The organism is Halomonas sediminis (assembly GCF_044871105.1).
Classification (GTDB): Bacteria; Pseudomonadota; Gammaproteobacteria; order Pseudomonadales; family Halomonadaceae; genus Vreelandella; species Vreelandella zhuhanensis.
Genome location: NZ_CP085246.1, coordinates 1128927 through 1153197, shown reverse-complemented (window position 1 = coordinate 1153197; position 24271 = coordinate 1128927). Strand labels below are relative to the sequence as shown.

Sequence of the window (24271 nt, the reverse complement as noted above, 5' to 3'; positions counted from 1 at the left end):
ACTCTTCTCGGCAAACAATTTTTCGGCAAACAACCAAAGGTCGCCACGAACATGACGTGCGGCGGCCTTTGGCGTTCAGCGCAACTCGGGCTGGAAAAAACCGGCCAAGGTGGCACAGCCCGACGCCCAGACCTCGGCCTTGAGTTCGGCGATCGCGGCGGGTGAGAATCCCGGCCCGCAGCCAAGCCGCCCTTCCACCATCAAGCCGGTCAGCTCAGCCACCAACGGCATATGACTCACCAGCAGCAACGGCTGGCGTTCCGGCTGGGCAAGCAACCATTCGTTGACCTCGCACGGGTTATCCTCGGGCGTGATCAGTCCCAGCGTTTCCACCGTTACGTTCAATGCTTTACCGACCGCCTGAGCGGTTTGCTGGGCACGATGATAAGGGCTTGCCAGAAGCCGCAGCCCTGCCAATTCGCCCTGCTCAGCGCGCCCAGCCAGCCAGGCGGCCATATGCTCAGCCTGTTGCGCACCGCGCAGCGTCAAGCGACGTTCTACATCCGGCACGCCCATGGCAGCCTCTGCATGTCGCATGATCAATAACGTATTGGTAGCATCTCCATTCATCTTGATACGGCGGTTATTCATTCACGCCACTCGCCTGATTCACGATGGGCTTGCTGGACTGCCTCTCGAGGCAGGATGAACTCCACGTCACTGCTTTGCTCCCCGAGCATCAAGTAACCCGCCATGTCACGAGCGGGAACGCCTTCGAACAATACTTTATAAAGGCCTTCGGCGAGCGGCATGTAAACACCCGCTTCGCGTGCCTTGGCGCATACCAGGCGCACGGTATTGACCCCTTCGGCGACCTGGCCCAGAGACTCGACTGCCTGCTCGAGCGAATCACCCTTTCCCAGGGCGTAGCCCACACGATAATTACGCGAGAGATTGGAAGAACAGGTGACGATCAAGTCGCCTACACCCGCCAAACCGAGAAACGTCATGGGATTGGCACCCTGAACCACGGCAAACCGACTCATCTCCGCCAAGGCTCTTGTCATCAGCATGCTGCGGGTGTTTTCACCCATGCCCAGTGCAGCCGCCATGCCGGCTGCAATCGCGTAGATGTTCTTAAGCGCCCCCGCCAGCTCGACCCCATGGCGGTCGTTGCTGGCGTAGACGCGAAAATAACCACACCCAAGCGCCTGCTGGACACGAGTGCGGGTCAGGGCATCGTAGCTGGCAATGACGGTAGCCGTGAGTTGCTTGTCGGCAATTTCCGAAGCCAGGTTGGGGCCGGCGATCACCCCGATATGGGTAAAGCGGGTTTCCTGCTCAAGCACTTGGCTCATCAGCAAAAAGCTATCCTGCTCGATACCCTTGGTAGTACTTACCAGAATATGCTCCGGTTTGAGCCAGGGCTTGGCAGCTTGCACCACGCTACGAAACGCTTTTGAGGGAATCGCAATCAGTACCAGCTCGGCATCTTCGAGCACCTGAGCCATCTCGGTCGATGCTTCGACCGCCGGATTCATGGCGTAATTGGGTAGATAGCGCCCATTTCGATGTTCGCGGTTGATCTGCTCAACCAGCGCCGCGTCCCGCATCCATTGGCGCACCCGAGCGCCATTGTCGGCAGCAATGCTCGCCAGCGCGGTGCCGAAACTTCCGCCGCCCAACACGGCGACCTTGATCTGTTGCTCAGACATGACGGTTTCCTGAAGCTATCTCACTTAACGAAGTGTCTATTTTATTATCTACCTTATCAAAACAAACGGCCCGCTTGGTGATCCAAGCGGGCCGCAATAGGCATTAGCAATACATCAGGCAGTCAGCAAGCTATTCAAGCGTTTGACATAGGTTGCAGGGTCATCGAGATGGCCGCCTTCGGCGATGATCGCCTGATCAAGCAGGATGTGCGCAAGCTCGATGAAACGTTCGCCTTCGGTGCTTTCCAGACGCACCACCAGAGGATGCGAGGGGTTGAGTTCCAGAATCGGCTTGACCTCAGGCAAGGTCTGGCCAGCCGCTTCCATGATACGCCGCATCTGAAAGCCCATTTCATGCTCGGGCAACACCACACAGGCGGGAGAATCGGTCAGACGATTCGTCACCTTGACCTCTTGCACGCTAGCTCCCAAGGCAGCCTTGACCTGCTTGACCAGGTCTTCCTTGGATTTGGCGGTTTCCTCCTGGGCCTTCTTTTCTTCCTCATCTTCTACATCGCCGAGATCCAGTTCACCTTTGGCCACGTCGGCAAAGGATTTGCCGTCAAAGTCGGTAAGATGGTTCATCAGCCACTCATCGACACGATCCGAGAGCAACAGCACTTCGATGCCCTTCTTGCGGAAAATTTCCAGGTGCGGGCTGCTCTTGGCGGCATTGAAGCTATCCGCCACGATGTAATAGATCTTCTGCTGGCCTTCCTTCATTCGCTCGACATAATCAGCAAGCGATTGATTCTGGATCGCGATGTCGGTATGCGTCGTGGCAAAGCGCAACAGGTTGGCGATCTTTTCGCGGTTGGCGGCATCTTCACCCGGGCCTTCCTTGAGCACACTGCCAAAGGTATTCCAGAAGGTCTGATACTGCTCCTTGTCCTTGGCAAGCTTCTCGAGCATGTCCAGCCCACGCTTGGTCAAGGCGCCCTTGATCTTGTCAACCTTAGGATCCTGCTGGAGCAATTCGCGGGACACGTTCAACGACAGATCGCGGGTATCCAGCACCCCCTTGATGAAGCGCAGATACAACGGCAGGAACTGCTCGGCGTCGTCCATGATGAATACGCGCTGTACATAGAGTTTCACGCCACGCGCGCCATCACGCTCGTAAAGATCGAACGGTGCCCGGCTGGGAACGTACAGCAAGCTTGTGTACTCAAGCTTGCCTTCCACCTTGTTGTGACTCCAGGTCAGCGGATCGTTAAAGTCGTGGGCGACGTGCTTGTAGAAGGCCTTGTATTCGTCGTCACTGATATCGCTCTTGGGGCGCACCCACAAGGCCGTCGCTTCATTGACGGTCTCCCAGGTGACGACTTCGCTGCCCTCGATGGGGTTGCCTTCATCGTCCTTGGCCGTCTCGAGCTTGGGCATGCGCACCGGCACTTCGATATGGTCCGAATATTTGCGCACCAGCCCCTGCAACCGATAATCGTCGGCAAATTCCCGGGCATCCTCTTTCAGGTGCAAGATGATTTCCGTACCGTGGAGCTCGCGCTCGATTTGCGCAACGGTGAATTCACCTTCGCCTTTGGAGCGCCATTCGATGCCTTCAGCATGGTCACTACCCGCCTTGCGCGTGCGAACGGTGACTTCATCGGCGACGATGAAGGAAGAATAGAAGCCGACCCCGAACTGGCCAATCAGATTGGCATCTTTTTGCTGTTCACCGGAAAGCTGCTGAAGAAACTCGGCGGTACCGCTGCGTGCGATAGTGCCCAGGTTACTGATCACCTCATCACGGTTCATGCCGATCCCGTTATCACGCACGGTCACGGTATTGGTGTCATGATCGTGTTCGATCTCGATACGCAGTTCACTATCATTTTCATACAACGCATCGTTGTCGAGAGCGGCGTAGCGTAACTTGTCGCAGGCATCGGCACCGTTGGAAATCAGCTCACGCAGGAAAATCTCCCGATTCGAATACAGGGAATTAATCATCAAATTCAGAAGCTGTTTGACTTCGGTCTGGAAACCCAGCGTTTCTTCATGTGTTGCAGTCGTCATGCATCAGTCCTCGTCTATCATTGGGGAGGAGCGGCACATCATGACCGGATGACAATCGTCATGATGTTGCGGCGTAAAAACCTGAGCGTGATATGGGGGTGGGTGACGACTTTTCAAGCAATGATTCAATCCACTATGAGCGCTTGCGTTACTGCGAATCTGTAGAATCAAGCGAATCTAAGGCAGTTTTCCAGACACGATACTGTTCCAGGTGTTTATCCACCTGATTGAGCAACCAACCAACGATGAACACATCATCCACCAGGCCTATCAGCACCAGAAAATCGGGAATCAGATCGAACGGCATCACCAGGTAAGCTAAAGCCGCCGCCATGTAACCGAAAGCCTTCCAGGGCACCGGCCGAAAATCACCGCGAACCACGTCGCGCGTCATGGGGAAAAACAGCTTTAGGGCACGCGCAATGCGCTTAAGTGCCCAACTGCGGGATTTAAGGCGACGCCAGAGCCACCACGTGGATAATGGGGTCATCGTATTGAATTCTCCGTCTCAGATGTGAATATCAGAACTTTTTCGCCCTCCGAAGTTCAGTGGAGGGGCTCCTGTCTTTATGCTCCAGAGGAATCGCTCATGCCCGTCCTACCGTTGAAAAAAATTGCCTGGGTGCTCTGCGCCGGCTTGCTGCTAGGCGCCTCGACAACCTCACAGGCAGCCTCTGATTCAACCATGCGCGACGCTTTGGAAGCTGCACGCAACCAGCAATGGCAAGACGTGAATAGCGCCGACCTGGCCGACCATGAGCTGAGCGGATATGTGGAATATCATCGCCTTCGCAGCCGGTTACCCCAAGCGGAACCCGGCCAGATCCTGGGTTTCATCCAACGCCACCAGGACTCACCCCTGAGCGAATGGATGCGTGGCCAGGCCATCAGCCGCTATGGTGATGCCGGACGCTTTGGCAGCCTGCTGGCGGTAGCGGACGGCCCTCCTGCCGGTGCCGCACGCCAATGCCATTACTACACGGCCCTGGTCGGCACCCAGCCTCAGCAAGCGATTGAAGGGGGACGCAAGCTATGGCGCGTCGGCAAATCACAACCCGATGCCTGTAATGCGCTCTTTGATCGTTTGAGAGCCAGCGGCGACATTGCGGCTACCGATATCTGGGAACGCAAGATGCTTGCTTGGCAGGCGGGAGAAACCGGCTTGATGACCTATCTCGGGCGCTTGCTCGATAGCCAGTGGCAGACCGCCCTGGAAAATGCCGAGACGGTTAAGAAGGATTATACTGCGCTGGACCAGACACCACGCTGTATCGGCCCGCAGTGCTCAGGTACCGCGATGTTTTACCAAACGGCCATGCGCGGCTTCACTCGCACCGATACCGCCGCCGCCTTATCCACTTGGCAACGCATCGCCCCCCATTTGACCCTGAGCACTAGCGTCCAGCGCGATATCGAAGAGGAATTGGCCTTTTATGCCTTGGTTCGTGAGGTGCCCCTGGCGCAGTCCTGGGTCGATAGCATCTTGCCTACCCTTGATAGCCAGCGTGTACTGGAGTTACGTGTGCGTCGTGCATTGGCCGACCAGGATTGGCCCGCAGTAATACGTTGGGTTGCACTCATGGTGCCAGACGAACAGCAAGATAGCCGTTGGCAGTATTGGCTGGCGCGTGCCCATGAGCAGCTAGGCAACCCCGAGGCAGCCCAGACACGCTATCAGCAGGCGGCGAAAGAGCGAAATTTTTACGGGTTTGCCGCGTCCGAGCGGCTCGGTCAGCCCGTTCAACTCAACCTGGAACGTAACCACGTCGATGACTCCGCTCGACAGGCGATTGCCAAACTGCCAGTGGTCAAACGTACCGAGGCGCTATTGCGCATCGATGAGCCGGGGCTAGCCAACAGCGAATGGTTATACGCGGTACGCAATGCCTCACCTGAACAGGCCCGCGCCCTTGCCGACTATGCCGCTCAGCGGGGCTGGCATGCGCGTCTGGTACAGACCACCATCGCTGCCGATTTGTGGGACGCGCTGGACTGGCGCTTTCCCGAAGCCTATCGCAATGAGTTTCTGCATTGGGGCAATGCCACCGGGGTCGACCCTTATCTGTTGATGGCGATTACCCGCCGCGAAAGCGCCTACAATCCCGATGCGCTTTCTCCCGCCGGGGCTCGCGGGTTGATGCAACTGATGCCGGGTACCGCAAGCCAAGTGAGCCGCGAGGTGGGAATATCCGATCCGGGACCTTACGGAATCCTCGACCCGGCGATCAATATACGTCTGGGCAGCACTTATTTGCGCGATAAGCTCGCACGCTACCAGAACAACCGTCTGGCGGCCGCCGCCGCTTACAATGCCGGACCCAGCCGGGTCGACCGCTGGTTAACCGATGGCCCGGAAGCCTTCGATCTTTTTGTGGAAAGCATTCCGTTTTGGGAAACACGCGACTACGTCCAGGCTATCCTGAGCTATCGCGTCATCTTCGAGAGCCTGGCCAATGCGGGCGATACTCAGGGCGTGTCATTGCTCAGCGCCGCCGAACAGCAAGGACGCTACGACCGCTCATTGCTGGTGCAACGCTAGCCTTTACGCTCCCCTTCTCACTCTTTAGCCATTTCTGCACGGATACACAGCGCCCGTTTCACACCGGGCGCTGCTCGAATGCTAAACGCATCCCCAGTGCTATCAACACACCGCCGGTGACTGTATTGAGTGTTTGGGCAAAGCGAGCGCTTCCCAGCCATCGCCCGGCGCTTCCCACCATGACTACCACACTGATTTGCCAGATATTGGCGATGATGAAATGTACCCCTGCCAGCCACAACGACTTGAGCAGGGCCGGATCGGACGGCGCTATGAACTGGGGAAGAAATGCCATGTAGAACACCACGGTCTTGGGGTTGAGCACATTGGAGACGAACCCTTCCCTAAGCGGACGCCACAATGAGACCGGAGCAGCGTCCTGAATCACACTAGCCACCGGCAGGGGTTGCCCTCTGCGTGCCGCCAAAAGACTGACCACGCCCAGCCAAATCAAGTAAATGGCACCGAGGAGTTTGAGCAAATTGAACGCCCAGGCCGACTGCAACAGAATCAAGGAGATTCCCAAGGCCGAGATCGCCGCATGCACGAACAAACCACAGCAAATGGCCACACTGGTCAGTACACCGTCGCGAACCCCGCCCCGGGCGGTATTTCTGATTACCAGCAGGGTATCGACCCCCGGACTCAGCGTCAGCAACGTGATGGCTATCACGAACGGAATAAACTGCGCATCGAACAAACTCAGCTGTGTCATTTTCTCTTCTCACTCATGTGGCAGATGAAGACTAACGCAAACTAGCTGCGGTGTTTCTGGACGCCCCGACGATTTCCATCTACAGTGAGTTTGCGAGCAGGCGCTATTGCCACTCGCATCATCATTAAGCACGTTAAGGAAATCGACAATGGCAACCGGTACTGTCAAGTGGTTCAACGATACGAAAGGTTTCGGCTTCATCTCTCCTGATGACGGCGGTGACGATCTGTTCGCCCACTTCTCCGAAATTCAAGCGGAAGGCTTCAAGACCTTGCAAGATGGTCAGAAAGTCAGTTTTGACGTCACGCAAGGCAAGAAAGGCCTTCAGGCTTCCAATATTAAACCTGCTTGATACCATCCGACGCGCCTGAAAAGGCGTGACGAGATGATAAAAGGCCCGCACTGGCGGGCCTTTTTTTCTCTGTTCAGGCGTCATGCCGGGCATTCTACTGAGCTGCTTCGCCAGTATCGTCTTCTTGCATGGGCTCCATGGGTTCGAGCGACTCCATTTCGTGCCCTTGTTCGATTTCCTCGTACTGCTTTTCGAGTTCCCGCTGCGCTTCCTCAAAGCGACGCTCGTTATCTTCGATCATCTCATCGACATCGAAACTTTCTAGTTCTTGCGTAGTGCCCAGCTCTTGTGTGGTACCGATATCTTCGGGTAGCTGGCTCTCCCACTCCTGAGTCAAGTCACCGGAAGATTCCATCGACTCAAGTACGGGTTCTTCGCTTTCGGCTTGTTCGAACTGTTCCTCGAGTTGCCGCTGGGCTTCTTCGAAGCGACGTTCGGTTTCGGCGATCATATCATCCACGTCCGAACGAGTGGCTTCTCCAGGTAGCGCCTCCTCTTCACCCAATACATCCGGCGCGGCGTCCACTTCCAAGGTTTCATCGCCGGCGTCGATGTCCTCAGCGGTAGCAGGCGATGCTTGCTCTGGTTCGCTCTCATCGGTTTGCACAGCGCCCGCCTGCTCATCCATGGCGCTCGGTTCAGGTTCCGCTGGGGCTTCTTCGCTATCCGGTGCTTGCTCCACCGCCGAAGGGGCCGAGTCTTGCTCCTGAGCCGGCTCGGTTGTTCCATTATCCCCACATGCACTCAACAACAGTGCCAATGCCGCTACCGTGGGCATCCAAATACGCATCGCCATCCAATGTCTCCTGATTTGCTTGAATCGATTGTATCAATAAAAAATCATGTCATTTACTCGCCCCAGGAAGCCTAGGCAGGCTTGAAAGAGGACAGCATGGGACATGTTGAGGGCATGGCCACCTGGATCGCTCTTGGCACTACTTCCGCGCGAAAATAAAACGCTTCATGTGTCTCACCATCCAGAGCCAACGGCCAAGGTGGCTCATCGCCATAGGTGCTCAATTCAAACCAGGAGGCAGTAAAATAGTTGACTAACTGACCCTCTGCTGGAAAACTGCGTAACTCCCTGACAAGCTGGGGTAGTTCTTTAACCGAAGGAAACTCCTTCACCAGCAAGACATCCAGCAAGCCGTCGTCAAGCTTGGCCTGAGGAGCCAGCACCTGACCACCCCCCGCCTGGCGGGCATTGCCCAATGCCAACATCAGCAGGGAGCTGTGCTGTTGTTGCGCGCCTTCCCAGCACAAGTCTGCCCGATACCGGTAATGCCGCCATGCCTTGAGCGCCCCCATAACCGAATAGGCATGCCCCCTCAGCACGCGTTTGAGCGCCTTCGGGGTGCTCGAGGAAATTTCCGCACCGAAGCCACCCGTGGCCATATTGAGATAATAGCTTTTGGCACTATCGCTGGTTGGGTCAAAACTGACTTGCACCACATCCACCCATTGCACTGAAAGAGAGACAACGGCACGCAGTGCCTTATCAGGCGCTAAAGGCAGTCCTATCGAGTTGGCAAAATCATTGGCGCTGCCCAAAGGCACGACACCCAATATCGGACGCTTTGCCTTGGGCAACATCATCAGCCCATTGACTACTTCATTGACCGTGCCGTCCCCTCCTCCGGCTATCACATGAGTGAAGCCCAGCGCCTGAGCGTCTCGGGCAAAGCGCACCGCGTCTCTGGCTTCCCAGGTCACTTGCACGTCGATCGACATGCCGCCTTGCCTGGCGACATTCACTCCCTCACGCAATTCAGGGTTGCCGGCAGCCTTGCCATTGGCAACTAACAAGTAGCGTGTCTGCGATGCGTTCACCTGGCGCTCCTTGCGTTATTCAAGCCAATGCCTTAGCCACCACTTCATACACATTAGGCGAGAGAGGCTCAGCCTTGATCCGCTCAAGCTCGGCTTTCATCAGCGCCTGGCGCTGTTCATCGAATCGCTGCCAGCGCGTCAAGGGAGTAATAAGGCGAGCGGCGATTTCCGGGTTAAGGCGATTAAGCTCGATCACCACATCCGCTAGCAACCTGTAGCCCTCGCCGTCCAGACGATGGAAGTTGACACGGTTCTGGTTAGCGAAAGTACCGATCAACGCCCGCACCTTGTTGGGATTCTTGAGCGAGAAAGCAGGATGCTGCATCAAAAACTTGACACGTTCCACCGCATCTTCCTGGGGCCGAGTCACCTGGAGGCTGAACCATTGGTCCATGACCAAAGGATCATGCGACCAAGTTTCGCCAAAGGCCTTGAGCGCCGGAGAGGCCAAATCATCACGGGAGCTATGCACCAACAGGGTCAACGCATGACGCACGTCCGTCATATTGTGGTCGGCATCGAACTGGGCTTGGGCAAACGCCAGGCCCTGCTCATCTTCGATCGCCATCAAGTAGGACAATGCCACATTTTTCAGGCTGCGCTGGGCAATCTGCTCAGGTTCGGGAGCATAAGGAGCATCTGATTGATTGGCCTCAAAGACGGCCAGGAACTCATCACGCAAGGCCAGAGCCAGCGATTGACGGACGAATTCACGCGCGGCATGAATCGCATCCACATCCACCAACGGTTGCTGCTCGGCAATATAGGCTTCCGAAGGCAGCGTCAGCATTTCCGCGAGTACCGCCTTGTCATCGATCCGGCTGGTCAAGAGGGTCCGGAAGGCATCGGTCACTCGGCTGTCCATGACCTTTTCCACCCCGTTGCGATGAGCGGCGATAAGATCATCCAATGCCAGCAGTGCCAGACGCTGGCCAGCATCCCAGCGGTTGAAACCATCGGAATCATGCTGCAACAGGAACGCCAGGTCTTCACGCGAATAGGGGAAGTGCAGCTTGACCGGTGCCGAGAAATGACGCAATAAGGAGGGAACCGGCGATTCGGCCACGTCCGTGAACAAGAATTCCTGCTCATCCTCACGCAGATGAATCACCGCATCCCGGCCCAGGGTTTCGCCGTCCAAGGTCATGTTGAGATCCCGGCCGGATTTGGTACCCACCAGCCCCAGGCGCACAGGGATATGCAGCGGTTGCTTATTCTGCTGGCCGGGGGTGGCCGGCGTGCGCTGACGCAGGGTCAGGCGGTACTCACTGGTGACGTAGTCATATTCGCCATGAGCATCGATTTCCGGCGTGCCTGCCTGGGAATACCACCGCATGAACCGGGTGAGATCTTCGCCGGAAGCTTCGGCCATGCAGTCGACGAAGTCTTCGATCGTCACGGCCTGACCATCGAAACGCTCGAAGTACAGATCGCTTCCGCGACGGAAGGCTTCCCAGCCCACCAGGTTGCGTAACATCCGCACCACTTCCGAGCCCTTTTCGTAGATGGTCAAGGTATAGAAGTTGGTGATTTCGATGTAGTGATCCGGGCGGATGGGGTGAGCCGTAGGCCCGGCGTCTTCGGCGAATTGAGCGGTGCGGAAGAATGACACGTCCTGAATACGCTTGACCGGTGCCGAGTTGGTATCCGCCGAATAGCATTGATCGCGGAAGACAGTGAACCCTTCCTTCAAGGATAACTGGAACCAGTCGCGACAAGTGACGCGATTACCCGACCAGTTGTGAAAATATTCATGCGCGACGATACCCTCGACTCTTTGATAAGCGACGTCGGTGGCGGTCTTGGGGTGGGTCAAGACGGCAGCGGAGTTGAAGATATTCAACCCCTTGTTTTCCATCGCGCCCATGTTGAAGTCGTTCACCGCCACGATCATGAACAGGTCAAGATCATACTCTCGACCATAGGTTTCCTCATCCCACTTCATGGCACGTTTGAGCGAGGCCATGGCATGGTCGGTCTTGTCGCGGTTCTCCTCTTCCACCCAAATTTCGAGACTCACCTCGCGACCGTGCATGGTGGTAAAGCGATCCGCCACTTTCTTCAAGTCTCCCGCCACCAGCGCAAACAGGTAGCTAGGCTTAGGATGAGGATCTTCCCAAGTCACGAAATGACGCCCATCGTCCAAGGTGCCCTTCTCGACCGGATTACCATTGGAAAGCAGTACCGGTTCAACTGTCGCATCACCGATCAAGGTGGTGGAAAAGGTGGCCATCACATCCGGCCGGTCGGGATAAAAGGTGATTCGACGAAAGCCCTCGGCCTCGCATTGGGTGCAATAGATACCGCTCGACTGATAGAGACCCTGCAGAGCGGTGTTGTCTCGCGGTGAAATTTCCACTTCGGTATCAAGCACGAAACGTTCGGGCACTTGGGGAATGCGCAATCCCTGCTCGGTGAGTTCGTAGTCGGCTGCTTCAAGCGGCTTTCCATCCAGGGCAATCGACTTGAGGCTCAGATGTTCACCGTCGAGCTCGAGCGGCAGGCCGGTTTCGCGCTCAGGGTGACGCTCCACAAGCAGTCGAGCCTTGACCTTGGTGGCTGCCGGGTCAAGCTCGAAAGTCAGCTGCGTATGGGACACCCGGTAGGCAGGCGCTTGGTAATCACTCAGATAGACCGGCTGCGGCTCGGACATGAAGTTGGCTCCTGTTGAAAGCGACAAAATAAACAAAGACCTTAAAGTAAAATGGGCAACAATTGCCGGTCAGTCGCGAAAATTATCGAATTGAAGCGGTAATTCCGGCCCTTCCTCGCTGCGTAGAAGCGTCATCACACTCTGTAGATCATCACGTTTCTTGCCTGTCACACGCACTTTCTCTCCTTGAATCTGAGCCTGAACCTTGAGCTTGGAGGCCTTGATTCGCTTGACGATATCCTTGGCTTCCGCCTGATCCAGCCCTTGCTTGAGAATGACTTCCTGACGAGCTTTCACACCGGAAAGCACAGGGTTCTGAACATCCATGCAACGCGCATCGATACCCCGAGCAATCAATCGATTGCGCAACACATCCAGCATCTGCTTGAGCTGAAAATCGACCTCAGCTTCAAGGGCCACCTTGTCGCCTTCCAGGGTGAAGTTGGCATCCACTCCCTTGAAGTCAAAGCGCGACTGCACTTCGCGGTTGGCTTGGTCCACGGCGTTTGCCGCTTCATGGCTATCGAACTCGGATACAATATCAAATGAAGGCATTTTGGCTTTCCTGGCAAAACATGACTCACCATTCTAGAGCAGCCGCACCCCTACCGGCCAATTCTGTCGTGTTTTCCCTTCTTGAATGCACTGTCGGCGCTAATGAAGTCCAATCTTTTCTATACAACTCCTATACATAACAGCTCTTCCTAACACCTTACGCATCGCTTACCCTAGGAGCCTGACCGCCACAGACATCCTATTGATACCGCCAACACTCGAGGAAGACCCATGACCGATCGAGAAACACGCCACAAGGCCTCCATGCAAAAACTCAAGGCTCATGTGGATGAAAAAGTCGCCAGCGCCACCGAGCAACGTGGCCTCATCCTGGTCTATACCGGTAACGGCAAAGGCAAGACGACAGCCGCCTGGGGCACGGTAACCCGAGCGCTGGGTTATGGTTATCGGGTGGGTGTGGTGCAATTCATCAAGGGGCTTTGGGAGTGCGGTGAACGCGAGCGCCTAGCGGCGGACACCAATCTGGAAGTGGCGATCATGGCTACCGGTTTTACCTGGGACACCCAGAACCGGGAGGCCGATATCCAGGCCTGCCATGCAGTCTGGCGCGATGCCGAGCGCATGCTGGCTGATCCCGACATTTACCTTGTGGTGCTCGATGAAATCACCTACATGCTCAAGTTTGGTTATCTGGACATCGAGACGGTCATCCAGGCTCTGAAAAATCGTCCGACAGAACAGACGGTGATCATCACCGGACGTAATGCTCACCGTGATATCGTCGCCCTGGCCGACACCGTCACCGAAATGCAGGAGGTACGTCATGCATTCAACGCCGGCCTTCAGGCACGCCGCGGCATCGATTTCTAACGCTTAATGCAAAATAATAGGATCCCAGAAGCAAAAAGGCGCCCGAGGGCGCCTTTACTGCTTAACTGACCGAACTTATCAGCTATCGCATCAACTATCGAAAGGATTACGCAGCACGATGGTCTCGTGGCGATCCGGTCCGGTGGAAATGATATCGATGGAAGTGCCGACTTTCTCTTCCAGGAAGCTGATATAGGCACGCGCGTTGGCGGGCAAGTCCTCGACTTTCTTGATACCCAGCGTCGATTCACTCCAGCCCGGTAAATCCTGATACAACGGCTCGAGTGCTTCGTAGCCTTCGGAATCTACCGGTGTATCGAGTACTTCGCCATCCTTGCTGCGGTAGCCGACGCACACCCGAATATTTTCCAGGCCATCGAGCACATCCAGCTTGGTCAGGCAAATACCCGATACCGAGTTGATCTGCACCGCATGGCGTAGCGCCACTGCATCGAACCAGCCGCAGCGACGCGGACGCCCGGTAGTGGCACCGAACTCGTGGCCTTTCTCGGCCAGATGCCGCCCATGAGCGTCGAACAGCTCGGTAGGGAACGGCCCGGAACCTACTCGTGTGGTGTACGCCTTGGTGATACCCAAGACATAGTCCAGGTACAACGGGCCCACACCGGAGCCAGTTGCCGTGCCCCCGGCTGTGGTATTGGAGCTGGTGACGAACGGATAGGTGCCGTGGTCGATATCCAGCAACGATCCCTGAGCGCCTTCAAACAGAATGTTCTCGCCGTTTCTGCGCAGGCTGTGCACCAGGCCAACAGTATCGCACACCATGGGAAGCAGCTCTTCCGCCATCTGCATGGCGGTGTCCAGCACTTCCTGGAAATCCACTGCGGGTTCACCATGGTACTGGGTCAACACGAAGTTATGATAATCGAGCACTTCGCCAAGCTTGGAGGCAAAACGCTCGCGGTGCAGCATGTCACCCAAGCGTAGGCCGCGACGCGCCACCTTGTCTTCATAAGCCGGGCCGATACCGCGGCCGGTGGTGCCGATCTTGGCAACACCGCGAGCTTTTTCACGCGCTTGGTCCAAGCGTACATGATAGGGCAAAATCAGCGGGCAAGCCGGCGACAGGCGCAGACGTTTGCGTACCGGCACGCCTTTGACTTCCAGCTCACGAATTTCCTTGATCAATGCCTCCGGCGACAGCACGACACCGTTGCCGATAACGCAGATCTTGTCGGGGCGCAGAATACCGGAAGGAATCAGGTGCAATACGGTTTTTTCACCGTCGATGACCAGGGTGTGCCCGGCATTGTGCCCACCTTGAAAGCGCACGACGGCTGAGGCAGATTCAGTCAGCAGATCGACGATCTTGCCCTTGCCTTCATCGCCCCACTGGGTACCTAGTACTACTACATTCTTACCCATTATGCTCTCGTCTCTTGTGTCAGGGTCGCTGTCTGCCAACGACCGTCGATAAACTCAAGACGGCGGTCGCAGTGATGCTCCGCCGGCCCGGTACGCTGCCCAGGCAGCGCTTGGATAACCCTTTCTCCTTGCTGACGCAAGGCAACAATCATTGCCCTGAGGGCGTCGTCACTCTCGGCAGGCGCCCAAATAGCGCCTGGTTCGGGCGTGCCCGGCACCAAGGTCGCCAACAGCTTGAGGTCCATGGAAAAGCCGGTCGCCGGTCGGGCACGCCCGAAGGCACGCCCGGTGTCGTCATAACGACCCCCTTTGGCCAGTGCCTGGCCGTACCCCGGCACGTAAGCGGCAAACATCATTCCGGTGTGATACTGATAGCCGCGCAGCTCTGCAAGGTCAAAATACAGCGCCACATCGAAACGTGCCAGTACTCCCTGATGCAAGGCATCCAGCTGATCCAGAGCGGCCTGCACCGACGCCGGAGCCCCGGCAAATACATCGCGTGCCCGGCTCAGCACCTCTGCCCCACCGTGCAAGCCACCCAAGGCAAGAAACATCTTCGCCAGTGCCGGGTCGGGAACACTGGCAGCCACCTGCGCGGCCAGTTCGCCGGGAGACTTGAGCGCCAAGGCTGCAAACAATGTGGCTTCCTGCTCGACATTAAGTGCCGCCGCCTCGACCAGGCTGCGGTAGATACCGATATGGCCGAGTGCCAAATGTATTTCGCCGGCACCGGCCGCTTCCAGGCTAGCCAGGGCCAGATAGACGATTTCCAGATCCGCTTCCAGACCGGCATGGCCGAACAATTCCACGCCTACCTGCATCGGGCTACGTCCGCCCTGGTGCTGGTCGGCCTTGGCGCGCAGCACCGTGGTGCAATAACACAGACGCACCGGGCCTTGGCGTTTTAGCGAATGAGCATCCATACGTGCCACCTGCGGGGTCACGTCGGCGCTCGCCCCCATCATCCGCCCGGTCAACTGATCGGTCAGCTTGAAGGTTTGCAGATCAAGGTCAGTGCCCGTGCCGGTGAGCAGGGAATCGAGAAACTCCACCGGGGGTGGCATGACGTGGTCATAACCCCAGCAGTGGTAAAGGTCGAGAAGCGCTCTGCGCAGCTCTTCCATGCGGCTTGCCTGAGGCGGCAGCACCTCATCCATGCCGTCGGGCAACAGCCAGCGGTCAGCGATGGTCATGTGAACAATCCTGCAAGACGACGATGATAAAGGCCAAGAAAAAAGCCCACAAAAAAACCGGGCAACGCCCGGTCAGTAAAGTCTACCATGTTTACGCCAGGGATAAACCCCGACTGGCGGGCGATAACGCCCGCCTTGGGCTCACTCCTCAGCGCTATCCGCTGCGGAAGACGTCGGGCTTCTGAAATACTGGAAGAAGGCACTGGAGGGATCCACCACCAGCATGTTGCCCCCACCCTCGAAGCTCTGACGATAGGCGTCGAGGCTGCGCCAGAAGCTGAAGAACTCCTGATCCTGGCCATAAGCCTCAGAGAAGATACCCGCTGCCTCGGCATCACCCTCACCACGCAGCGTTTCGGAACGCGCCTGGGCCTGGGCCAGCAATACCTGGCGACGGCGGTCGGCATTGGCGCGGATACGTTCGGACTCTTCCTGGCCCTGGGCACGCCATTCACGCGCCTGGCGCTCACGCTCTGAACGCATACGCGAATACACCGCCGAAGACACGTCCTCGGGCAGGTCAATACGCTTGACGCGAATGTCCACTACCGTCACGCCCAGCTCATCGCGCAGCAGGCGGTCGAGTTCTTTGGTCGGGCCGAGCATGAGATCATCACGCTTCTCGGAGATGATCTGCTGCAGGTTCAAACGACCGAACTCGTTGCGCAGACTCTCGTCGACCCGCGGCTGGATCAGACGGATAGCCATCATCTCGTCGCCTGCGGTTGCCTCGTAGTAGCGGGTGGGATTGACCACTTGCCACTGGACATAGGAGTCTACGATCACGGCTTTCTGCTCAAGGGTCAGATAGCGGCTCGGATCGGTATCCAGGGTCAATACCCGGATATCGAACTTGCGGATCGTCTGGGTGATCGGGATCTTGGCGTGCAAGCCCGGTTGAATATTCTCTTCGATGATCTCACCAAAACGCAGCTTGACAGCAAGTTCGGTTTCATCGACCACATACAAGGTGTTGCTGGCAAGCCAGGCAACGGCGGCCAAGCCGCCCACGACGAGCAGGGAACGATTATTGATCATTTACCGGCCCTCCCTGCGGGTGTTGCTATTACTGGAGTTAGTAGAGGACTGAGCACTGCGCATGCGTTCCAGCACCCGAGGATCGAGCTCTTCACTCTCGTTTTCATCATTACTGCTGCCACGAGTGACGGCGCCTGCCCCCCGCATCTGATCCAACGGCAGGTACATCAACGGCGCATTTTCGCTCACATCCAGCAACACCTTCGGCGTGTCGCCATAGATGGTGGACATGGTCTCGAGATAGAGACGTTCGCGCATGATATCCGGAGAATCCTGATACTGGTTCAACAGCGCATTGAAGCGATTCGACTGACCCTGAGCTTCGGCCACCACCGATTCACGATACCCTTGGCCCTGCTCGATAAAGCGCTGGGCCTGACCCTGGGCGGCGGGGATCACCGAATTGGCATACGCCATGGCTTCGTTGATGATGCGCTGACGATCTTCACGGGCGCGGATGACGTCATCGAAAGCATCTTGGACCGCTGTAGGAGGCGAGGTGGACTCCACGTTGATCGTTTGCAGCAACATGCCCGTCCCATAACTATCGAGGTAAGACTGTAAGCGGCTGCGCACCGAACTACCCAGGATTTCACGCCCGGAAGTCAGGATCTCGATCATGTCAGTGCCACCGACCACATGACGCAAGGCCGAATCCAGAGCGTTCTCGATGGAAAGCTGCGGATTACGTACATTGAGCACGTAGTCACGCGGATCGGCCACCTGATACTGTGCCGAAATCTCGACGGAGACGATATTTTCGTCCTGAGTCAGCATCGATTGAGTCTGGGTCAAGGAACGTACCCGCGTCACATTGACCATACGTACATCATCAATCAACGGGGGGTTCCATTGCAGACCCGGTGTAACCACTTCCTGGAATTCACCGAAACGCAGCACGACACCACGCTCGGACTGATCCACCAGGTAAAATCCCATGGCCGCCCAGATCGCCAACGCAATGATCAACAGCAGACCGGGCAAGGCAAAGATGTTGCGCGGCTTATCACCACCGCCACCTTTCTTGCCGCCACCGCCTTTCTTGCCACTGCCACCCAGCAGGCTATTGAGCTTGTTCTGGAATTTTTTCAGTGCTTCATCCAGATCCGGGGGCCCCTGATTGCTACCCCCACGGTTACCGTCGTTTCCGCCACCGCCATTGTTATTGCCACCGCTACCGCGTCGGCCACCACCACTCCAAGGGTCGTGCTGGTTGCCACCACCAGGCTCGTTCCAGGCCATACGTCGTCTCCACTAAAATTTTCGCTGCTACCTTTGCCGACAGATAAAGCCTGTCGGCATCGGCTCAAGCGTTATCGCTGTTTGAATCTTAATATTGCCACACTACCACTCAGTCGGCTCACGCAACGCTTTGGGCAGATACGTATCGGCACGCTCTCCCAGCTGAGCCATCAGCTGATTGAGATCGCGCCGCGGCAAACGTACCTCAAGTACCGACTGGCCTTGTTCGTCAAAATACTCTTCTCGGACCGCGCCCAGCTCATGTAAACCGGCTCGCAGCTTGCCCTGTTCCGGGCCGAGCACGACAGGGAATTCAAGCACGTCATTGGCCAGACGTTCCGATAACGCCTGGTGCAACAGCTCGAGTCCCTGCCCTTCACGCGCCGAGAGCCAGACGACTTCCGGCATGCCCTCGCCATCGCGTTCAATACGCGGCGCGCTACCGAGAGCATCGATCTTGTTCATGACCTTGAGCATCGGTACACCTCGAGCACCGATTTCATTCAACACCAGATTGACCTGCTCAACGTTGAGGTCACGATCAGGGTCTGCCGCATCGATCACGTGGACCAACAATGTCGCTTCGGTCGCCTCTTGCAAAGTGGCCTGAAAAGCTTCCACCAGCTTGTGCGGCAAATGGCGGATGAAACCCACCGTATCCGCCAAAACCACGGTACCCACATCCTCGATGTCAAGACGCCTTAGAGTGGGGTCGAGGGTGGCGAACAACTGGTCGGCGGCATAGACATCGGATTGAGTCAACGCATTGAACAGCGTGGATTTTCCGGCGTTGGTGTAGCCCACCAGTGACACACTGGGCACTTCGGCACGCGAACGGGCACGACGGTTCTGGTCACGTTGGCTACGTACCTTGCTTAGCCGCTTGTGAATCGCCTTGATGCGTTCGCGCAGCAAGCGACGATCGGTTTCCAACTGGGTTTCACCCGGCCCACGCAGACCAATACCGCCTTTTTGGCGTTCCAGGTGGGTCCAGCCACGAATCAGGCGTGTGGAAAGATATTCCAGTTGGGCAAGTTCGACTTGCAGCTTACCTTCATGGGTTCTCGCCCGTTGGGCGAAAATATCCAGAATCAAGCCGGTGCGATCCAACACACGACACTTCAGCTCGCGCTCAAGGTTACGTTCTTGAGAAGGCTTCAAGCTATGGTTGAAAATCACCAGCTCCGCTTGGTGAGCGGCTAGCGTTTCACGCAATTCCTCCAGTTTTCCCGAACCCACGAAAGTACGTGAGTCGGGGCGCTGACGGCTGGCGGTGAGCAAGGTGGCGGGTTCAGCTCCTGCTGAACGGACCAGCTCGAGAAATTCGCCAGGATCTTCACGTGCCTGTTCATCATGGAAGTCCACATGAACAAGTACCGCCGTTTCACCGGCGTCGGGGCGTTCAAAAAACAATCAATACCTCACGGGCTGTGATACATCCATGGTGGCAGTGTTACACCTCTTCATCCGCTGGAGCGGCTGGATCTTGTACGGGCAAGCGCACATTGCGCGAGGGCACCACGGTGGAAATCGCATGTTTATAGACCATCTGGCTGACGGTATTACGCAGCAGAATGACGAACTGATCGAATGATTCGATCTGTCCCTGCAGCTTGATGCCATTGACCAGGAAAATAGACACCGGAATGCGCTCCTTGCGCAGAATGTTCAAGTACGGGTCTTGGAGGGACTGCCCTTTGGACATTTTGCTCTCCCTAAACTGTCGTTGGGGTTGTTTATGAGGGTGGCGTGCCCAGCTGGTGCTACGCCGGAATCTGGTTACCCGAAAGGCCTGATAGTCCGGCCGCTCGAATCCACTATCTTACGCTAAGCCCCGCATTCACGCACGATTTTCAGCACATCATCCAGTGCATCGGGGCGCTGTGCATCAATCCAGTGCAATTGTGGCCAACTACGCAGCCAGGTCAATTGACGTTTGGCCAATTGTCGGGTGGCAATGACACCACGCTCGACCAAGGCGGCCTTATCCAAGTCACCGTCCAGATACTCCCACACTTGACGATAGCCGACACTTTTCATCGCCGGCAACTCCAGGTGCAGATCCACACGCTGTCTCAGACCAGCCACTTCATCGATCAAGCCTTGGGCCAACATGCTAGTGAAACGCGCCTCGATACGCCGATGCAGTACACTGCGGTCACTGGGCGCGAGTCCTATGGACAACACCCGCCAAGGAAAGGTTTCCGGCTGTTGCTGCGCCCATAGCTCACTCATCGGCGTGCCGCTGAGATGATAGACCTCCAGCGCGCGCATCAACCGCTGAGGGTCGTTGGGATGAATACGCCGTGCCGACAGCGGATCGACCCGGACCAACTCAGCATGCAGACCCGCCAACCCTTGCGTGGCAACCTGAGCTTCCAGGCGCGCCCGCGTGGCTGGGTCGGCTGCGGGAAGATTCGCCACGCCCTCGACCAGGCGCTTGAAGTAAAGCATGGTGCCGCCGGCAAGCAGCGGCAGCTTTCCCGCTGCGCTGATTTGTCGCATTTCATGCAACGCATCCTCGCGAAAATCGGCGGTGGAATACGGTTCTGCAGGGTCACGAATATCGATTAACCGATGCGGCGCTCGCGCCAACTCCTCGGCGGAAGGCTTGGCGCTGCCGATATCCATGCCACGATAAACCATAGCCGAATCAACGCTGATCAGCTCCGCCCCCAGGCGCTCGTGAAGCGCAATGGCCGCATCGGTTTTACCGGCGGCGGTTGGGCCCATCAAAAAAACCGCCCAGGGTCGGGTATCGGCCATGCAGGCTCCTTTTGAAAATGAAGAAAAACGTATAGATGACATCCGTACAAGATGACTACTGACTATCCAAAGCCTTCATTGGCCACGCAGAAATAGGCGATCCAATGCCTTGAGGTTCATTTGTGTCCAAGTGGGGCGACCGTGGTTGCATTGATCGCTACGCTCGGTACGCTCCATGTCACGCAGCAGCGCATTCATTTCATCCAGGGTCAGGCGCCGATTAGCCCGCACGCTGCCATGGCACGCCATGGTCGATAAGAGTTCATTGATATGCGCTTGCACCTGATTGGAGCGCCCATAACGTTCCAGGTCGGCGAGCATGTCACGTACCAGAGGCTCCGGGTCGGCTCCCGCCAGCAGCGCCGGCATTTGCCGTATCAACAAGGTTTCCGGCCCGGCCACATCGAGCTCCACACCCAGGCGGGAGATTGCTTCACGCTCGTTTTCCGCCGTGGCCACCTGAGTACGGCTGGCCGCCATTGACACCGGCACCAGTAGCGGCTGGGCGTCTAGGCGCTGCATCTGAACCTGAGTTTTCATCCGTTCGTAAACGATCCGCTCGTGTGCTGCATGCATATCTACCAGCACCAGGCCTTGAGCGTTCTGGGCCAGGATATAAATGCCATGCAACTGCCCCAGGGCAAAGCCCAGCGGTGGCGAACCACCGGTCTCAGTCTCCATCGCCCCCCGGAATAACGGCGCTTCACGTACCTGGTGAGGATCCGCTGCAACCGGCGCAGTCGTTCGAGGCGTGAGTAATGTTTCTTCGTGCTCAGGGTGCAAAGCGCTATAGCCTTGCATAAAACGCCGGACGCGCTCGGCGCCCGGATGACGCGCCTCTCGCTGAACATCCTGAGGCAATGCCATGCCCTGCTGCTGCCAGTCCGGCGTATTACCACTTGCCGCATCCCCACCGGTTTCACGCACAGGGTCGCCGGTTTCCCCTTCAGCGACAGCCGGTGCGGGAGAACCTGACTGTTCCTGCGGCTGCGATTGAGCAAGCGAATGATGCAGGCTCGAAAATAGAAAATCATGCACCATGCGCCCATCGCGAAAACGCACTTCATGCTTGGTAGGATGCACATTGACATCCACCACATCCGGATCAAGGTCCAGATAGAGCACGAATACCGGTTGGCGCCCGTGAAACATCACATCGCGATATGCCTGACGCACGGCATGCGCCACCAGGCGGTCCCGAACCACCCGACCATTGACGAAAAAATATTGCTGGTCGGCCTGAGCTCGGGAATGGGTCGGCAAGCCCACCCAGCCGCTCAGGCGCAATGCGCCGACCTCGCGCTCAATATAACGCGCATGCTCGATGAAGTTCTTGCCAAGTAGTGCCGCTATGCGACGTTCACGTGCCGTCGCCGTGTCACCTGGGGGTAATTGATGCACCACCTTCTGGTTGTGTCGCAATACCCAAGCGATGTCATAACGCGACAGAGCCTGACGCCGAAAGGCCTCTTCGACATGCCCGAACTCGGTCTTTTCCGTGCGCATGAACTTACGCCGGGCCGGCGTATTGAAAAACAGATCCCGGACGCTCACGGTGGTGCCGCGTGGGTGCGGCGCCGGTGACACCCGGGACTCCATGGCGCGTCCTTCGGCCACCACGCGCCATCCTTGAGTGGGGTCATCCTGGGCATTGGAAACCAGTTCGAGGCGCGACACCGAACTGATCGAGGCCAGTGCCTCACCGCGAAAGCCCAGCGAGTGCACCCCTTCCAAGTCTTCCAAGCTACGTATCTTGCTGGTGGCATGGCGAGCCAGGGCCAGGGGTAGGTCGTCTTCGGCAATCCCCCGCCCATCGTCGCGCACCCGAATCAAACGCGCTCCTCCCGTATCAATATCCACTTCGATACGGCGACTACCGGCATCGATAGCGTTTTCGATCAACTCCTTGGTGACCGACGCCGGGCGTTCGACCACTTCGCCCGCAGCAATCTGATTGGCCAGGCGAGGGTCGAGCACATGGATACGCGGTGTGGAAACGGTGGACACAGGCACCTCGAAAGGGATTCTCGATAACGACATTCAGGAACTCGGAATTTGCAGCACCTGGCCGACACGTATCACGTCGCCATTGAGCTCATTGGCTTGTTTCAGGCGGTTGACAGGGACGCCGTGACGCACCGCAATCGCAGACAAGGTATCGCCGGTTTGAATGCGGTATTCATCACCACTCGGACTCCGGCTACGATTGCGCTGCCAGGCCAGCAAACTCGCCGGCGGTGGATTGCGCTGGAAATGCTCATGCAAGCCGCTGAACATGGAAAGCGCCAGACTTTTCTGATGTGATTTATCACGCAAGCGCCGCTCTTCATCCGGATTGGAAATAAACCCGACTTCGACCAACAGCGAAGGAATATCCGGGGATTTCAATACCATGAACCCAGCCTGTTCGACTCGAGACTTGTGCAGACGATTGACCCGGCCGAGCTGATCCAGCACTTGACCGCCAATCGACAGAGAGTCGTTGAGGGTAGCCGTCATGGTCAAGTCCAGCAACACGCCGCGCAGCACCTGATCCTTGTCCCGCAAGGAAAGATTGCCGTCCACTCCGCCGATCAAGTCGGAACGGTTTTCGCTATCCGCCAGCCACTGGGCGGCTTCAGACGTCGCTCCTCGCTGGGAAAGCGCATATACCGAACTGCCCTGAGGCCTCGGGCTGGTGAAGGCATCGGCATGAATGGAAATGAAGAAATCAGCCTTCTGTTCTCGGGCAAGCTCAGTGCGTTGGCGCAACCCGAGGTAGTAATCGCCATCGCGAATCAGCACCCCGCGAAAACCATCGGTGGCATTGACGGTATTGGCCAGCTCGCGACTTATCTCCAGTACCACGTCTTTTTCACGGGTGCCACTCGGTCCGATAGCGCCAGGATCTTCACCACCATGCCCGGCGTCGATGGCGATGATGATATCGCGTCTGGGGTGCGAACGCGCCGGCTGGACTTCTTGCGGGGCCGGGCGCTGTACCGACCCGGAAGCGGCTTCATCGCCACTTACCCGAGCACGGGCAAGGGCGCGCTGGGCCTGGGTTTCCTGGTCGCGGATCATCGCTTCAATGGGGTCGATGGGGTTTTCTACTGCACTTTCGCCGGGATATTCCAGGTCCACTACCAGGCGATGCCCATACTGTTCATTGGGCGCCAGGGTAAAATGGCGAGGCTCGATGTGTCGGCTCAGTTCCAGCACCACGCGTAGCCCGTCACCGTTACGTACGCCGGTGCGAACGGCGGAAATCGCGCTGCCTTCCAATGGCAAGGTACTCGCATCAGCTGCCATGCGACTATCGTCCAGATCAATCACCAGACGCGCTGGATTGTCCAGAGTGAACACATTAGCCGTGGCCGCCTTGGAAAGATCGAACACCAGGCGCGCATGATCCGGCGCAGCCCACAGACGCATGTTTTCCACATCCGCCGCCCTGGCTTGCGGGACCATGGCCAGCATTGCCAACGTCAAGGAGACAAGACATCCCATCGCACCAC

General features: G+C 57.2%; 21 protein-coding genes. 3 read left to right on the top strand and 18 right to left on the bottom strand.

Features of this window, described 5'->3' with window-relative positions:
* Positions 1 to 75: 75 nt before the first annotated feature.
* The 4 genes from sixA to LG290_RS05585 form a co-directional block, all read right to left on the bottom strand.
* On the bottom strand, positions 76 to 591 hold the full coding sequence (sixA, locus tag LG290_RS05600) for a phosphohistidine phosphatase SixA (RefSeq protein WP_499836595.1): 516 nt from the start codon (positions 589 to 591) through the stop codon (positions 76 to 78).
* Positions 588 to 1655 carry an NAD(P)H-dependent glycerol-3-phosphate dehydrogenase gene (locus LG290_RS05595; protein WP_499836594.1) on the bottom strand — a complete coding sequence of 356 codons (1068 nt, stop codon included), beginning with the start codon at positions 1653 to 1655 and terminating at the stop codon, positions 588 to 590. The genes sixA and LG290_RS05595 overlap by 4 nt, the downstream gene beginning before the upstream one ends.
* Positions 1656 to 1769: 114 nt before the next feature.
* Positions 1770 to 3674, bottom strand: coding sequence for a molecular chaperone HtpG (gene htpG / locus LG290_RS05590; protein ID WP_499836593.1), 1905 nt, complete (start codon positions 3672 to 3674; stop codon positions 1770 to 1772).
* 148 nt (positions 3675 to 3822) lie between these two features.
* The gene (locus LG290_RS05585; RefSeq protein ID WP_160417090.1) at positions 3823 to 4164 is read right to left on the bottom strand and encodes a YkvA family protein; all 342 of its coding nucleotides are present in this window, start codon (positions 4162 to 4164) and stop codon (positions 3823 to 3825) included.
* A gap of 99 nt (positions 4165 to 4263) precedes the next feature.
* Between LG290_RS05585 and LG290_RS05580 the strand changes: the two genes are divergently transcribed.
* On the top strand, positions 4264 to 6213 hold the full coding sequence (locus LG290_RS05580) for a transglycosylase SLT domain-containing protein (protein WP_499836592.1): 1950 nt from the start codon (positions 4264 to 4266) through the stop codon (positions 6211 to 6213).
* 58 nt (positions 6214 to 6271) lie between these two features.
* Here the strand turns inward: LG290_RS05580 and LG290_RS05575 are convergent, their stop codons facing one another.
* Positions 6272 to 6928 (bottom strand): LysE family translocator, encoded by a 657-nt coding sequence (locus LG290_RS05575; protein ID WP_499836590.1) that lies wholly within the window; start codon positions 6926 to 6928, stop codon positions 6272 to 6274.
* Between the two features lie 148 nt (positions 6929 to 7076).
* On the opposite strand from LG290_RS05575, the gene LG290_RS05570 reads away from it, so the two are divergent.
* Positions 7077 to 7280 carry a cold-shock protein gene (locus LG290_RS05570; RefSeq protein WP_114486580.1) on the top strand — a complete coding sequence of 68 codons (204 nt, stop codon included), beginning with the start codon at positions 7077 to 7079 and terminating at the stop codon, positions 7278 to 7280.
* Between the two features lie 94 nt (positions 7281 to 7374).
* On the opposite strand, the gene LG290_RS05565 is transcribed toward LG290_RS05570, so the two are convergent.
* The 4 genes from LG290_RS05565 to LG290_RS05550 form a co-directional block, all read right to left on the bottom strand.
* Positions 7375 to 8076 carry a hypothetical protein gene (locus LG290_RS05565; RefSeq protein ID WP_499836589.1) on the bottom strand — a complete coding sequence of 234 codons (702 nt, stop codon included), beginning with the start codon at positions 8074 to 8076 and terminating at the stop codon, positions 7375 to 7377.
* Positions 8077 to 8147: 71 nt separating this feature from the next.
* Entirely contained in the window at positions 8148 to 9110 is a 963-nt protein-coding gene (gene yegS, locus LG290_RS05560) for a lipid kinase YegS (RefSeq protein WP_499836588.1), read from the bottom strand.
* 19 nt (positions 9111 to 9129) lie between these two features.
* Positions 9130 to 11763 (bottom strand): aminopeptidase N, encoded by a 2634-nt coding sequence (gene pepN, locus LG290_RS05555; protein ID WP_499836587.1) that lies wholly within the window; start codon positions 11761 to 11763, stop codon positions 9130 to 9132.
* A 69-nt stretch (positions 11764 to 11832) separates the two neighbouring features.
* On the bottom strand, positions 11833 to 12318 hold the full coding sequence (locus LG290_RS05550; RefSeq protein WP_499836586.1) for a YajQ family cyclic di-GMP-binding protein: 486 nt from the start codon (positions 12316 to 12318) through the stop codon (positions 11833 to 11835).
* Between the two features lie 231 nt (positions 12319 to 12549).
* Between LG290_RS05550 and cobO the strand changes: the two genes are divergently transcribed.
* A complete protein-coding gene (cobO, locus tag LG290_RS05545; protein WP_499836585.1) occupies positions 12550 to 13149 on the top strand; it encodes a cob(I)yrinic acid a,c-diamide adenosyltransferase in 600 nt (199 codons plus the stop codon).
* 90 nt (positions 13150 to 13239) lie between these two features.
* On the opposite strand, the gene LG290_RS05540 is transcribed toward cobO, so the two are convergent.
* The 9 genes from LG290_RS05540 to LG290_RS05500 all read right to left on the bottom strand — a co-directional run bounded on the left by LG290_RS05540 (position 13240) and on the right by LG290_RS05500 (position 24263).
* Entirely contained in the window at positions 13240 to 14535 is a 1296-nt protein-coding gene (locus LG290_RS05540) for an adenylosuccinate synthase (RefSeq protein WP_499836584.1), read from the bottom strand.
* Positions 14535 to 15728 (bottom strand): ATP phosphoribosyltransferase regulatory subunit, encoded by a 1194-nt coding sequence (locus tag LG290_RS05535; RefSeq protein ID WP_499836583.1) that lies wholly within the window; start codon positions 15726 to 15728, stop codon positions 14535 to 14537. The genes LG290_RS05540 and LG290_RS05535 overlap by 1 nt, the downstream gene beginning before the upstream one ends.
* Positions 15729 to 15869: 141 nt before the next feature.
* Entirely contained in the window at positions 15870 to 16766 is an 897-nt protein-coding gene (gene hflC, locus LG290_RS05530) for a protease modulator HflC (RefSeq protein ID WP_499836582.1), read from the bottom strand.
* Positions 16767 to 18008 (bottom strand): FtsH protease activity modulator HflK, encoded by a 1242-nt coding sequence (gene hflK, locus LG290_RS05525; RefSeq protein WP_160417101.1) that lies wholly within the window; start codon positions 18006 to 18008, stop codon positions 16767 to 16769.
* Positions 18009 to 18110: 102 nt separating this feature from the next.
* Positions 18111 to 19421 carry a ribosome rescue GTPase HflX gene (hflX, locus tag LG290_RS05520; RefSeq protein WP_499836581.1) on the bottom strand — a complete coding sequence of 437 codons (1311 nt, stop codon included), beginning with the start codon at positions 19419 to 19421 and terminating at the stop codon, positions 18111 to 18113.
* A gap of 40 nt (positions 19422 to 19461) precedes the next feature.
* Complete coding sequence (hfq, locus tag LG290_RS05515) at positions 19462 to 19713, bottom strand: RNA chaperone Hfq (protein ID WP_114486590.1); 252 nt, start codon at positions 19711 to 19713, stop codon at positions 19462 to 19464.
* Between the two features lie 122 nt (positions 19714 to 19835).
* A complete protein-coding gene (miaA, locus tag LG290_RS05510) occupies positions 19836 to 20774 on the bottom strand; it encodes a tRNA (adenosine(37)-N6)-dimethylallyltransferase MiaA (protein ID WP_499836580.1) in 939 nt (312 codons plus the stop codon).
* A gap of 75 nt (positions 20775 to 20849) precedes the next feature.
* A complete protein-coding gene (gene mutL / locus LG290_RS05505; protein WP_499836579.1) occupies positions 20850 to 22814 on the bottom strand; it encodes a DNA mismatch repair endonuclease MutL in 1965 nt (654 codons plus the stop codon).
* Positions 22815 to 24263 (bottom strand): N-acetylmuramoyl-L-alanine amidase, encoded by a 1449-nt coding sequence (locus LG290_RS05500; RefSeq protein ID WP_499837039.1) that lies wholly within the window; start codon positions 24261 to 24263, stop codon positions 22815 to 22817.
* Positions 24264 to 24271 lie beyond the last annotated feature (8 nt).

Coding starts and splice junctions, on each gene's coding strand:
- sixA (WP_499836595.1), bottom strand. CDS start 591: ATGAATAACCGCCGTATCAAGATGAATGGAGATGCTACCAATACGTTA.
- LG290_RS05595 (WP_499836594.1), bottom strand. CDS start 1,655: ATGTCTGAGCAACAGATCAAGGTCGCCGTGTTGGGCGGCGGAAGTTTC.
- htpG (WP_499836593.1), bottom strand. CDS start 3,674: ATGACGACTGCAACACATGAAGAAACGCTGGGTTTCCAGACCGAAGTC.
- LG290_RS05585 (WP_160417090.1), bottom strand. CDS start 4,164: ATGACCCCATTATCCACGTGGTGGCTCTGGCGTCGCCTTAAATCCCGC.
- LG290_RS05580 (WP_499836592.1), top strand. CDS start 4,264: ATGCCCGTCCTACCGTTGAAAAAAATTGCCTGGGTGCTCTGCGCCGGC.
- LG290_RS05575 (WP_499836590.1), bottom strand. CDS start 6,928: ATGACACAGCTGAGTTTGTTCGATGCGCAGTTTATTCCGTTCGTGATA.
- LG290_RS05570 (WP_114486580.1), top strand. CDS start 7,077: ATGGCAACCGGTACTGTCAAGTGGTTCAACGATACGAAAGGTTTCGGC.
- LG290_RS05565 (WP_499836589.1), bottom strand. CDS start 8,076: ATGGCGATGCGTATTTGGATGCCCACGGTAGCGGCATTGGCACTGTTG.
- pepN (WP_499836587.1), bottom strand. CDS start 11,763: ATGTCCGAGCCGCAGCCGGTCTATCTGAGTGATTACCAAGCGCCTGCC.
- LG290_RS05550 (WP_499836586.1), bottom strand. CDS start 12,318: ATGCCTTCATTTGATATTGTATCCGAGTTCGATAGCCATGAAGCGGCA.
- cobO (WP_499836585.1), top strand. CDS start 12,550: ATGACCGATCGAGAAACACGCCACAAGGCCTCCATGCAAAAACTCAAG.
- LG290_RS05540 (WP_499836584.1), bottom strand. CDS start 14,535: ATGGGTAAGAATGTAGTAGTACTAGGTACCCAGTGGGGCGATGAAGGC.
- LG290_RS05535 (WP_499836583.1), bottom strand. CDS start 15,728: ATGACCATCGCTGACCGCTGGCTGTTGCCCGACGGCATGGATGAGGTG.
- hflC (WP_499836582.1), bottom strand. CDS start 16,766: ATGATCAATAATCGTTCCCTGCTCGTCGTGGGCGGCTTGGCCGCCGTT.
- hflK (WP_160417101.1), bottom strand. CDS start 18,008: ATGGCCTGGAACGAGCCTGGTGGTGGCAACCAGCACGACCCTTGGAGT.
- hfq (WP_114486590.1), bottom strand. CDS start 19,713: ATGTCCAAAGGGCAGTCCCTCCAAGACCCGTACTTGAACATTCTGCGC.
- miaA (WP_499836580.1), bottom strand. CDS start 20,774: ATGGCCGATACCCGACCCTGGGCGGTTTTTTTGATGGGCCCAACCGCC.
- mutL (WP_499836579.1), bottom strand. CDS start 22,814: ATGTCGTTATCGAGAATCCCTTTCGAGGTGCCTGTGTCCACCGTTTCC.
- LG290_RS05500 (WP_499837039.1), bottom strand. CDS start 24,263: ATGGGATGTCTTGTCTCCTTGACGTTGGCAATGCTGGCCATGGTCCCG.